We start from the raw sequence: 12904 nt of genomic DNA on the forward strand, positions 1-12904 counted from the left end.
TGGAATTTGCCTCGGCAAAATTGTAGGATACTTTCAGTTTTCCGTGCTTTTTTGCTCACTAAATTACAAAAAGTACGGCAGACTGTCGGTGATATTCCACACCTACCAAAAGAATCCACTAGAAAAGTGGTTCAACTACAGGAATGTCACTAAGGATTGTCTTTCTCACAATATATTTCCTGTGAGAGACGGAAAGGACGCGGATCTGCTCCCTAAGCAGATTTCACTCAAAACAAAAAAGGATAGGACGCATCACCCCACCGCTTAATTCAGCCAATGCTGTTTCATGCGCCAAGGGATCACTGAGTGTAAACTCAGTGCTGTTGCGTCCTCGATAACTGGAAGGATGTATCTATGGTAGATAAAGCGCAACGCTCGCGTGGTCTTTATACGCCTGAGCTTGAGCATGATGCTTGTGGTATCGGCTTTGTCGCCCACCTGAAAAATCGCAAATCCCATCAGGTGGTTACTCAAGCTTTGGATATGCTTGCACGCATGGAACACCGCGGCGGTCAGGGTTGTGACCCTTGCAGCGGTGACGGCGCAGGTATTTTGCTGCAAAAACCTCACGAATTTTTACTCGAAGAAGCCGTTAAGCTTGGCATTAAACTGCCTTCATTCGAAAAATATGGTGTGGGTGTAGTGTTGTTCCCGAAAGATGAACACAAACGTGCCCAATGCCGCGATATTCTAGAGCGTAATGCGAAACGCCTTGATCTGGATGTGATTGGCTATCGTGTTTTGCCAACCGACAACAGCATGTTAGGTGCCGATCCACTCAGCACTGAGCCACAATTTGAACACGTGTTCATTTCTGGCGGTTCAGGTATGCAGCCGGAAGAGCTGGAACGTAAGCTGTACGTGCTACGTAACTACACCGTTCGCGTCTGCCTTGAGAGCGTGTCGAACATCGGCGATGATTTTTACATCAACTCGATGTCGTACAAAACCTTGGTCTATAAAGGTCAGCTGACCACAGAGCAAGTACCACAATACTTCCTCGATTTGCAAAATCCGACCATGGTCACAGCACTGGCGCTGGTGCACTCGCGTTTTTCTACCAACACCTTCCCGAAATGGCGACTGGCTCAGCCTTTCCGCTACATCGCGCACAACGGTGAGATCAACACTGTTCGCGGTAACTTAAACTGGATGAAAGCGCGCGAAGCGATTTTACAATCCAAGCTCTTTACCCAAGCTGAAATCGACATGCTGCTGCCAATCTGTCAGGAAGGCGCATCCGACTCAGCCAACTTTGACATGGTACTCGAACTGCTGGTGCTTTCTGGTCGCAGCTTGCCTCACGCTCTGATGATGATGATCCCGGAAGCATGGCAAGAAAACAAAGCGATGGATCCAAAACGCCGCGCTTTCTACCAGTACCATGCCAACGTCATGGAACCATGGGACGGCCCAGCATCAGTGTGCTTTACCGATGGTGTACAAGTCGGTGCAACGCTAGATCGTAACGGTCTACGTCCGTCTCGTTATACCGTGACCAAAGATGATTTCCTGATCATGGCTTCTGAATCTGGCGTAGTGGAAATTGATCCAGCCAATGTGGAATACCGTGGTCGTCTGCAACCGGGACGTATCTTTGTTGCTGACCTAGAGCAAGGCCGTATTATCTCTGATGAAGAAGTCAAAGACGGCATCGCTTCGGCGCAGCCTTATGAAAAATGGGTAGAAGAAAACCTACTCAGCTTGAAAAAGCTGCCGGATGCCGACAACGTACATAGCCAACCGTCGCCAGAGCGTCTGCTTCACCGCCAACAAGCGTTTGGGGTAAGTAGCGAAGAGGTCAATGACATCATTCTGACCCTAGCACAAACCGGTTATGAGCCTCTCGGTTCGATGGGTGCAGACTGGCCTGTAGCCGTGCTGTCACACCAATCTCAGCATCTTTCAAACTACTTTAAGCAGTTGTTTGCTCAGGTGACTAACCCACCAATCGACCCGATCCGTGAACGCATGGTGATGTCGCTCAACACCTATATCGGCCGCGATCAAAACTTGCTGGCGGAAACACCAGCTCACTGCCGTAAGGTCGAGCTAGAATCACCAGTGATTTCTAACGCTGAGTTGGAAAAGCTTCGTGCGATTGATAACGAGCACCTACAAGCCAAAACGTTGGATATCGTATTTCGTGCCAGCGATGAACCAGGCAAGCTAGAGCGTGCTCTGAAACGTATTTGCCAATACGCGGAAGATGCGGTGATTGATGGCTACTCGATCATTTTGCTAACCGACCGCGCGGTGAACTCCAACCATGCAGCCATCCCAGCGATGCTGGCCGTGGGTGCAGTACACCATCATCTGATCCGCAAAGGTCTGCGTTCTAAATGCGGCATTGTGGTAGAAACCGGTGATGCTCGTGAAACACACCACTTTGCTACCCTACTCGGCTACGGTGCAAACGCAGTCAACCCGTATCTAGTGGTGGAAACCATCGTTGACCTCAAGCGTCAGAAGAAACTTGATGCCGACGTATCGGTAGAGAAATACTTCGAGAATTACCGTAAAGGCGTTAATGGCGGCTTGCTGAAGATCTTCTCAAAAATGGGGATTTCGACACTGCAGTCTTATCACGGTGCACAGATTTTTGAAGCGCTCGGGATCAGCAAAGCGGTGGTGGATAAATACTTCACCGGCACCATCACGCGTATTCAAGGTTTAACCCTCGACGATATCGCCAAAGAAGTTCTGGTTCGTCATCGCATTGGCTACCCGACGCGTGAAATCCCACTGCAAGTGTTGGATGTCGGCGGTGTGTATCAATGGAAACAGCGTGGTGAGCAACATCTGTTTAACCCAGAAACGATTCACCTGCTGCAGGAGTCCACTCGCCATAAAAACTACCCGCAATTTAAGAAATATGCGGCAGCGGTAGATAGCCAAGGCGATAAAGCGGTTACTCTGCGCAGCCAACTCGATTTTGTGAAAAATCCAGCCGGTTCCATTCCGATTGATGAAGTTGAACCGATCGAGAGCATTGTTAAGCGCTTTGCAACGGGGGCGATGTCGTTCGGTTCTATCTCTTACGAAGCGCACTCCACACTGGCGATTGCGATGAACCGCTTAGGCGCGAAATCCAACTCCGGTGAAGGTGGTGAAGACCCAATGCGTTTTGAACTGAATGCGAATGGCGATTCAGAACGCTCAGCGATCAAGCAAGTGGCTTCTGGCCGTTTCGGTGTGACCTCTTACTATCTGACCAACGCGGATGAAATCCAGATTAAGATGGCGCAAGGAGCGAAACCAGGCGAAGGCGGTCAGCTACCTGGCGATAAAGTCGATGAATGGATCGGGGCGACTCGTCACTCCACGCCTGGGGTTGGCCTGATTTCGCCACCACCACATCACGACATTTACTCCATCGAAGACTTAGCCCAACTGATTTTCGATCTGAAAAATGCGAACCGTAAAGGCCGCGTCAACGTCAAACTGGTTTCTGAAGCCGGTGTCGGTACCATCGCTTCTGGTGTAGCCAAAGCTAAAGCCGACGTAGTTCTGATTGCAGGTCACGATGGTGGTACCGGTGCATCACCAATCTCTTCTATCCGTCATACGGGTTTGCCTTGGGAATTGGGTCTGGCTGAAACCCACCAGACTCTGCTCAAAAACGGCCTACGTAACCGCATTGTGGTTCAAGCCGATGGACAGATGAAAACCCCACGCGATATCGCCATTGCGGTACTGCTGGGTGCAGAAGAATGGGGTGTAGCAACCGCAGCACTGGTGGTTGAAGGCTGTATCATGATGCGTAAGTGTCACAAAAACACTTGCCCAGTCGGTATTGCTACTCAAAACAAAACCCTGCGTGAGCGTTTTGCTGGCCGTGTGGATGACGTAGTGACCTTCTTCCAATACATGGCACAAGGTCTGCGTGAAATCATGGCAGAACTGGGGTTCCGCACCATCAATGACATGGTTGGCCAAGCGCACAAACTCAAAGTGCGTGATGATGTAGGTCACTGGAAATATAAGAATCTCGATCTGTCGCCAATCCTCTTTATTGAGCAGCCGCGCAGTGTCGATGGTATTTACTGCCAAACTCAGCAGAACCACCAGCTTGAAAGCGTACTGGATCGCACCTTGATCCAATTGGCGACTCCTGCCCTTGAGCGTGGTGAAGCCGTCAAAGCCGAACTGCCGATCATCAACACCGATCGTAGTACTGGTACTATGCTGTCGAACGAAATCTGTAAGGTTTACAAAGACCAAGGCCTACCACAGCCAATGCAGGTGAAATTCAACGGCAGTGCAGGACAATCTTTCGGTGCCTTCCTGACTAAAGGCGTTTACTTTGAAGTGGAAGGCGATGCCAACGACTACTGGGGCAAAGGTCTTTCTGGTGGCACGCTAGTGCTCTACCCGAACCGTAACGCCACCATCGTTCCTGAAGAGAACATTGTGGTCGGCAACGTCTGTTTCTACGGCGCGACCTCTGGCGAATCTTACATTCGCGGCCTTGCGGGCGAACGTTTCTGTGTACGTAACTCAGGTGCTAAAGTGGTGGTTGAAGGTATCGGCGATCACGGCTGTGAATACATGACGGGCGGTGTCGCGGTGATCCTCGGCTCAACCGGTCGTAACTTCGCAGCGGGTATGAGTGGTGGTGTGGCTTACGTTTGGGATAAATCTGGCGACTTCAAATCTAAGCTCAATGCTGAGTTAGTCGATTTAGATCCAATCGAAGCAGAAGACAAAGCACTACTCAAAGAAATGTTAACCAAGCATGTTCAATTCACAGGAAGTGAAGTGGCTAAAGCTTTCCTTGCCAACTTTGACGCTAGCCTAGCCACTATGGTCAAGGTGATGCCGCGTGATTACAAAGCGGTACTGCAAAAGCGCAAAGAGCAGGAGCAACAAACCACATTAGCAGCGGAGGCGGTGTAAATGGGTAAAGCAACCGGATTTTTAGAATTTGGTCGTGAACTGCCGAAAAAAATCGACCCGGCAGAGCGGATCAAAAACAACAAAGAGTTTGTTCTTAACCAAGAGTTTGGTAAGAAGATCAATCAGCAAGCTTCACGTTGTATGGATTGTGGCGTGCCGTTTTGTCATAACGGCTGCCCGATTGGCAACATCATTCCCGAGTTTAACGATGCGGTGTATCGCGACAGCTGGGAAGAGGCTTGGAATATTCTGAGCTCGACCAATAACTTCCCTGAGTTTACGGGTCGTGTCTGCCCTGCTCCTTGTGAAAGCGCGTGTGTGCTCGGGATCAACCAAGATCCGATCACCATCTGCAACATTGAAAAAACCATTGTTGAACGCGCTTACCAAGAAGGTTATGCCAAACCCAAAACGCCACGTTCACGTACGGGCAAAACGGTAGCCATCATTGGTTCAGGCCCAGCTGGGCTTGCCGCGGCTGAGCAGCTTAATGCGGCGGGTCATAGCGTGACCGTGTTTGAACGTGATGAAAAAGTCGGCGGTTTACTGCGCTTTGGTATCCCTGATTTCAAACTCGGCATGGATGTGATTGATCGAAAAATCAATGTGATGGAGCAAGCGGGCGTTAAGTTCGTGGTCAATGCGCATATCGGTGTAGACATCAACGCTCAGCAACTGCGTCAGGAGTTTGATGCCGTGTTGCTGACGGGCGGATCAACCGTACCACGCGATCTGGGGATTCCGGGACGTGATCTGAAAGGCGTTTACTTCGCGATGCAGTTCCTCGCACAAAACAACCGCCGCGCCAATGGAATGGATCTGAAAGGCGAAGAGATCCACGCCAAAGGCAAACACGTGGTGGTGATTGGTGGTGGCGATACCGGTTCTGACTGTGTGGGCACTTCTAACCGCCATGGTGCTGCAAGCATTACTCAAGTTGAGATCATGCCGATCCCATCCAAAATGCGCCCAGTTAACATACCTTGGCCGCAATATCCGATGATTCTGCGCACTTCCACCTCTCACGAAGAAGGCTGTGAGCGTCACTGGAATATCCTCACCAAAGAGTTCATTGGTAATCAGCAAGGTGAAGTAACCGGTCTACGCATTGCTGACATCGTTTGGAAAGATGCAGCACCCGGTGAGCGTCCAAGCTTTGACGAAGTCGCAGGCAGTGAGCGCGTCATTCCTTGTGATATGGCGTTCCTTGCGATGGGCTTCTTGCATCCTGAACCACACGGTGTGCTTGCTCAGCTAGGCATTAAGCTGGATGAACGCGGCAATGTGGCGACTCAAGACTTTGCTACTAACCAAAAAGGCGTATTCGCCGCTGGCGATATGCGCACAGGCCAATCACTGGTGGTACGTTGCATCAACGAAGGACGTGAATGTGCGCGAGCCGTTGACACCTTTTTAATGGGCAACTCTCACCTTGAAGCCAAAGCGGACTCACTAATGCTTTCTGCTTAGATGAGTACCAAGGCGTGAGTCAAACATCCTGACTCGCGCCTTAATGTGAACCGTTTCCTTCCATATTGTTTTACTTCGGCCAGCATTCCCTGCTGGCCTTTTTTATACCTATTCTCATTTATCGAGATAGAAACCTAAGTTATCTGCAACTGATAAAAAGCTATCTTATTGAATAAAAAGAAATTACCTGAAGTAATCCTCGGTAAATCCCCCTCAAACCCTATTTTCAACCAATAACTTGACCTTTTTCACAATAAGCTATAGGTTGTGAACTCAGTGAAAATAAAAACCTGTAAATTTGTTAATTTTTTAATCCGAAAAATTAAATAAATATTCAAATAATAACAATTTAGACGAATACTTATACCTAATCACTTGGAACTGTTACTTCAAGTGGAAGGGAGATAGTCATTTACTGTCAGGATGACAGAGAAGCAAAGGGAGAATTGCAATGGCTCTATACGATCCAAGTCTTGAAAAAGACAACTGTGGATTCGGCTTGATCGCGCACATGGAAGGGCAAGCCAGCCACAAACTCGTTCGTACCGCGATTTCAGCACTTGATCGCATGACTCACCGTGGCGGCATCGCCGCCGATGGTAAAACCGGTGATGGCTGCGGTCTGTTGCTGCAAAAACCTGATTCTTATCTGCGCCTAATCGCAGAAGAACAACATTGGAAACTCGGCAAACAGTACGCTATTGGCATGCTGTTTCTCAGCCGAGATGCGCAAAAAGCGCAACAGGCGCAGCAGATTGTTAATCAAGAACTCGCTAAAGAGACCTTAAGTGTTGCGGGCTGGCGCAAAGTGCCGACCAACCCGAAAGTACTAGGCCCTATTGCCCTCGATTCCTTGCCAGATATTCAACAGGTGTTTATCTCAGCGCCTGCAGGTTGGCGTGAACGCGATGTTGAGCGCCGCCTTTATATCGCGCGCCGCCGGATTGAAAAGCAGATCACTGATGATCGTGATTTCTACATCTGTTCACTCTCCACGCAAGTGTTGGTCTACAAAGGCCTATGCATGCCAGCGGATTTACCGCGCTTTTATCTGGACTTAGCAGACCTACGTATGGAATCGGCAATTTGCTTGTTCCACCAACGTTTTTCTACCAATACTCAGCCACGCTGGCCACTGGCTCAGCCGTTCCGCTATCTGGCACACAATGGGGAAATCAACACCATTGATGGTAACCGCCAGTGGGCACGCGCACGGGCTTATAAATTTGCTTCACCGCTGTTGCCGGATCTGCAAACCGCCGCTCCTTTTGTGAATGAAACCGGTTCTGACTCCTCAAGCTTAGATAACATGCTGGATCTGTTTTTAGCCGGCGGGATGGATATTTTCCGCGCGATGCGCATGCTAGTTCCACCTGCATGGCAAAACCATCCAGACATGGATCCGGATCTGCGTGCTTTCTACGATTTTAACTCTAAGCACATGGAGCCATGGGATGGCCCGGCCGGGATCGTACTTTCTGATGGTCGCTACGCCGCATGTAACCTTGATCGCAACGGTCTGCGCCCTGCGCGTTATGTGATCACCAAAGATAAACTCATCACCCTCGCCTCAGAAGTCGGGATTTGGGATTACGCGCCGGATGAAGTTTCCGAAAAAGGCCGTGTTGGCCCCGGTGAACTGCTGGTGATCGATACTCGCAAAGGCAAAATTTGGCAATCGAGCGAGATCGATAACGATCTGAAAAGTCGCCATCCGTATCTTGAATGGATGGAAAACAACGTTCACAAACTGACGCCATTCTCTGAATTGCCTGACGATCAAGTTGGTGAGCGCAGCTTCGACCAAGATCTGCTCAAAACTTACCAAAAGCAGTTTGCCATGAGCAACGAAGAGATCGATCAAGTGCTGCGTGTGCTTGGCGATATGGCGCAAGAAGCGGTCGGCTCAATGGGTGATGACACGCCGATGGCGGTGCTTTCTTCAAAAGAGCGCCTGATCAGCGATTACTTCCGCCAAAAATTTGCTCAGGTCACTAACCCACCGATCGACCCATTACGTGAAAAACATGTGATGTCGCTGGCCACCAGTATTGGCCAAGAGATGAACGTGTTTTGTGAAACTGATGGCCATGCGCATCGTGTGACATTTGGTTCGCCCGTATTGCTCTATTCAGATATGCAGCAACTGCTGACTTTGAGTGATCAGCACTATCGCAACACGATTCTCGACATCAACTTCGATCCGCAAGAGAAAGATCTGAAGCGAGCCGTGCTCGATTTGTGTGATAAAGCAGAGCAAGTGGTGCGCGAAGGTACGGTATTGATCGTGCTTTCCGACCGCGCGTTAACGGCGGATCGCTTGCCGATCCCAGCCGCGATGGCAGTGGGTGCAGTGCAAGCGCGTCTGGTTGAAGCCAATTTACGCTGCGATGCCAACATTATTATTGAAACGGGTGCCGCGCGCGACCCACACCACTTTGCGGTGCTGATCGGCTTTGGTGCCACTGCCGTTTATCCTTACCTTGCCTACGAAACATTGGGCAAAATGATTGACGATGGCGCACTACAAAAAAGCTATCGTGAAGTGATGCAGAATTACCAATACGGCATCAACAAAGGTCTGTACAAAATCATGTCCAAAATGGGCATTTCGACCGTTGCCTCTTATCGCTGCTCACAACTGTTTGAAGCCGTAGGTCTGCACCGCGATGTGGTTGATCTCTGCTTTAAAGGGGTAACCACACGAATTCAAGGTGCGAACTTCGACGATTTTGAGCAAGATCTGTTCAACCTATCACGTAAGGCATGGGCAAAACGTAAGCCTCTCGAACACGGCGGTTTACTCAAATACGTTCACGGTGGCGAATACCACGCCTACAACCCAGATGTGGTTGGCACACTACAAAAAGCGGTGAAATCTGGCGAAACGGTGGATTACCGTGACTTTGCGAAACAAGTCAACCAGCGCCCTGTGGCCATGCTACGTGATTTGCTACGTTTGAAAACCTCGGATAAACCGCTGCCACTGGAGCATATTGAGCCCGCTAGCGATCTCTACAAACGCTTTGACTCCGCGGCGATGTCGATTGGCGCGTTGAGCCCAGAAGCCCACGAAGCGTTGGCCACCGCGATGAACCGCTTAGGCGGCTATTCCAACTCAGGTGAAGGCGGTGAAGACCCACGCCGTTTTGGCACCGAACGTAACTCGCGTATCAAGCAAGTCGCTTCTGGCCGCTTCGGGGTAACGCCGCACTATTTAACCAATGCCGATGTGCTGCAAATTAAAGTCGCTCAAGGGGCAAAACCCGGTGAAGGTGGCCAGCTTCCGGGGCACAAGGTTACTGCGGAGATCGCGAAACTGCGTTATTCCGTTCCCGGAGTGACCTTGATTTCACCGCCGCCGCATCACGATATTTACTCGATTGAAGATTTGGCGCAGCTGATTTTCGATCTTAAACAGATCAACCCGAAAGCCTTGGTCTCGGTCAAGCTAGTTTCTGAGCCTGGCGTCGGCACAATTGCCACTGGTGTTGCGAAAGCCTATGCCGACCTTATCACCATCTCAGGCTATGACGGCGGCACCGCAGCCAGCCCACTGACTTCCGTTAAATATGCGGGAAGTCCGTGGGAACTTGGCTTGGCGGAAACTCAGCAAGCACTGGTCGCCAACGGTCTGCGTCACAAGATCCGACTGCAAGTCGATGGCGGTTTTAAAACCGGGCTCGACGTGATCAAAGGTGCGATTTTAGGGGCGGAAAGTTTTGGTTTTGGTACTGCGCCTATGGTCGCGATGGGGTGTAAATTTCTGCGTATCTGCCACCTCAACAACTGCGCAACCGGTGTGGCAACGCAGGATGAAACTCTGCGTAAAGACTACTTCAAAGGTCTGCCAGAAATGGTGATGAACTATTTCAAAGGCTTAGCAGATGAAGTGCGCGGTTATCTGGCCGAGTTAGGCGTTGAGAAACTCACTGATCTCATCGGCCGTACCGATCTACTGGAAGTGGTAGAAGGCATGACCGCGAAACAGAGCAAACTGGATCTCTCCGATCTGCTTGAGGCACCAGTGTCACCGCAAAATCTGCCACTGTACTGCACCGAACCCAACACGCCGTTTGACAAAGGTGCGCTTAACCTGCAGATCGTGGAAGATGCTTTGGCTGCGGTGGAAAAACAGCAATCGCTGGAACTCTATTACAACGTGATCAACACCGACCGCTCGATTGGCGCGCGCCTGTCTGGAGAAATTGCCAAACGCTACGGTAACGTGGGGGTGGCCACCTCTCCGATCAAGCTCGTACTCAACGGCACGGCTGGCCAATCTTTTGGGGTGTGGAACGCAGGTGGTCTGGAGCTATATCTGACTGGCGATGCCAACGACTATGTGGGTAAAGGCATGGCGGGTGGCAAAATTGTTATCCGTCCTCATCTGGGTACTGCATTTGCGTGTAACGAAGCGACCATTATCGGTAACACCTGCTTGTATGGTGCAACGGGCGGTAAACTGTTTGCAGCAGGTAAAGCAGGCGAGCGTTTTGCGGTGCGTAACTCAGGTACGATTGCCGTGATTGAAGGTGCGGGTGATAACGCCTGCGAATACATGACCGGTGGTATCGTTGCCATTTTGGGCGCAACCGGCGTGAACTTTGGCGCGGGCATGACCGGCGGTTTTGCTTACGTACTGGATGAAAATGGCGATTTCCAAGGTCGTGTTAACGATGAATCCGTTGAGGCGGTGGCTTTGACCGATCTGTATATCCACCAAGAACATCTGCGCGGCCTGATTGCTGAGCACCTTGAAGAAACCGGTTCAGCGCACGCAGAACAGATTTTGGCGAACTTTGATGAATGGATTCCGAAGTTCTATCTGATTAAACCACAAGCAGCGGACCTACGTACCCTGCTCGGCCATCAGAGCCGCAGCGCAGCTGAACTGCGCGTGCAAGCACAATAATTGGAAGGAGCCTGATTGATGAGCCAAAACGTTTACCAATTTATCGATGTCAGTCGTGTGGATCCGGCGAAAAAGCCCCTGCAAATCCGCAAAATTGAATTTGTCGAAATTTATGAGCCCTTTACTAAGCAACAAGCCACCGCACAGGCCGATCGCTGCCTCGATTGTGGTAATCCTTACTGTGAATGGAAATGCCCAGTGCACAACTACATTCCGCAGTGGCTGAAACTGGTCAATGAAGGACGCATTATTGAAGCGGCAGAATTGTCGCATCAAACCAACAGCCTGCCAGAAGTATGTGGCCGAGTGTGCCCGCAAGATCGCCTGTGCGAAGGTTCATGCACTCTGAACGCCGATTTCGGTGCGGTGACTATCGGTAACATTGAAAAATACATTACTGACACCGCATTCGAAATGGGCTGGAAACCAGACATGTCCAACGTGGTGTGGACCGATAAAAAAGTGGCGATCATCGGCGCAGGCCCTGCTGGGCTTGCTGCCGCGGATATTCTAGTGCGCAACGGGGTAAAACCTGTGGTGTTTGATCGTTATCCAGAAATCGGCGGATTACTCACTTTTGGTATTCCCTCGTTCAAGCTGGAAAAAGGCGTGATGGAAAATCGCCGCCGAATTTTCAGCGAAATGGGGATCGAATTCCGTCTCAATGTCGAAGTCGGCCAAGACATCACACTTCAACAACTACTTGATGAGTACGATTCAGTATTTCTCGGCGTCGGTACCTACCAATATATGCGCGCAGGATTAGCCAACGAAGACGCTTCTGGCGTTTACGATGCACTGCCATTTTTGATCTCCAATACCTATAAAGTCATGGAGCTTGCAAGCGATACGCCTTTCATTGATATGGCAGGAAAAAACGTGGTGGTGCTCGGCGGTGGTGATACGGCGATGGACTGTGTACGTACTTCGATTCGCCAAGGCGCATCACGAGTGATTTGTGCGTATCGCCGCGATGAAGAGAACATGCCCGGTTCACGTCGTGAAGTGAAAAACGCCAAAGAAGAAGGCGTGGAGTTCATGTTCAACTTGCAACCACTCGCTATTGAAGTGAATGCTCATGGGCAAGTCACAGGCGTGAAAGTGGTCAAAACCGCGTTGGGTGAACCGGATGCAGCAGGTCGTCGAAAACCAGAACCCGTACCTGGCAGCGAGCACGTATTGCCCGCCGATGCGGTGATCATGGCGTTTGGCTTCCAACCACACAAAATGGCTTGGTTAGAACCGTTTGATGTTGAGCTTGATCAGTGGGGGCGTATCAAAGCACCAGCACAGCAAACTTATCAATATCAAACCACCAACCCGAAAATTTTCGCCGGTGGTGATGCAGTACGCGGCTCCGATCTCGTGGTCACTGCAATTGATGAAGGACGCAAGGCCGCTGAGGGAATTCTCGACTATCTTGGAGTCTAGCTCACACTTTTACGAGAACATTTGCGCAAACAACAAAGGATTCATAGTGTTATGGATCCTTTTTTATATTTGCTACCTATAATGAGCACAAAATATATTGATATATGCCCAAACGACTTGGAGTTGCAGGTAGGCGCAGTAAGTTTATCCCTATAAGCATAGATAAATTCTCTGGTTAGGGTGAGCAAA

At 50.2% G+C, this 12904-nt stretch carries 4 protein-coding genes; all 4 read left to right on the plus strand.

Annotated features, from left to right (window positions below):
- Window positions 1-354 precede the first annotated feature (354 nt).
- The gene (gene gltB / locus D908_RS16705; RefSeq protein WP_005522510.1) at window positions 355-4899 is read left to right on the plus strand and encodes a glutamate synthase large subunit; all 4545 of its coding nucleotides are present in this window, start codon (window positions 355-357) and stop codon (window positions 4897-4899) included.
- A complete protein-coding gene (locus D908_RS16700; protein ID WP_005522511.1) occupies window positions 4900-6369 on the plus strand; it encodes a glutamate synthase subunit beta in 1470 nt (489 codons plus the stop codon).
- A 451-nt stretch (window positions 6370-6820) separates the two neighbouring features.
- A complete protein-coding gene (gltB, locus tag D908_RS16695) occupies window positions 6821-11284 on the plus strand; it encodes a glutamate synthase large subunit (protein WP_005522523.1) in 4464 nt (1487 codons plus the stop codon).
- Between the two features lie 18 nt (window positions 11285-11302).
- Complete coding sequence (locus tag D908_RS16690; RefSeq protein ID WP_005522525.1) at window positions 11303-12715, plus strand: FAD-dependent oxidoreductase; 1413 nt, start codon at window positions 11303-11305, stop codon at window positions 12713-12715.
- Window positions 12716-12904 lie beyond the last annotated feature (189 nt).

The organism is Vibrio mimicus CAIM 602 (assembly GCF_000338875.1).
GTDB classification, from domain to species: Bacteria; Pseudomonadota; Gammaproteobacteria; order Enterobacterales; family Vibrionaceae; genus Vibrio; species Vibrio mimicus.

What these genes read in the sequence shown, in the direction of transcription:
- D908_RS16690 (WP_005522525.1), top strand. Translation starts at nt 11,303, where the DNA reads ATGAGCCAAAACGTTTACCAATTTATCGATGTCAGTCGTGTGGATCCG.
- D908_RS16700 (WP_005522511.1), top strand. Translation starts at nt 4,900, where the DNA reads ATGGGTAAAGCAACCGGATTTTTAGAATTTGGTCGTGAACTGCCGAAA.
- gltB (WP_005522510.1), top strand. Translation starts at nt 355, where the DNA reads ATGGTAGATAAAGCGCAACGCTCGCGTGGTCTTTATACGCCTGAGCTT.
- gltB (WP_005522523.1), top strand. Translation starts at nt 6,821, where the DNA reads ATGGCTCTATACGATCCAAGTCTTGAAAAAGACAACTGTGGATTCGGC.